Raw genomic sequence first — 209 nt, forward strand, 5'->3', positions numbered from 1 at the left:
ATCTTGTTAATTTTGTTGCAAAGGTAAGGTTTTTTATAGAAATGTAGATTCTATTTTTTTAGAACATAACTGAGATATAAATCATGGTATCCACTCTGCTTTTACTTTTCTCACACTATTACTCTTTAAAGAATCTATTAAAATAAAAGTCGTATCTCTATTCTCTCTAGATAACTTTCTATATAAAATACCTTTTTTTTCATTATAAT

Source organism: Capnocytophaga sp. oral taxon 332 str. F0381, assembly GCF_000318275.2.
In the GTDB taxonomy this organism is placed as follows: Bacteria; Bacteroidota; Bacteroidia; order Flavobacteriales; family Flavobacteriaceae; genus Capnocytophaga; species Capnocytophaga bilenii.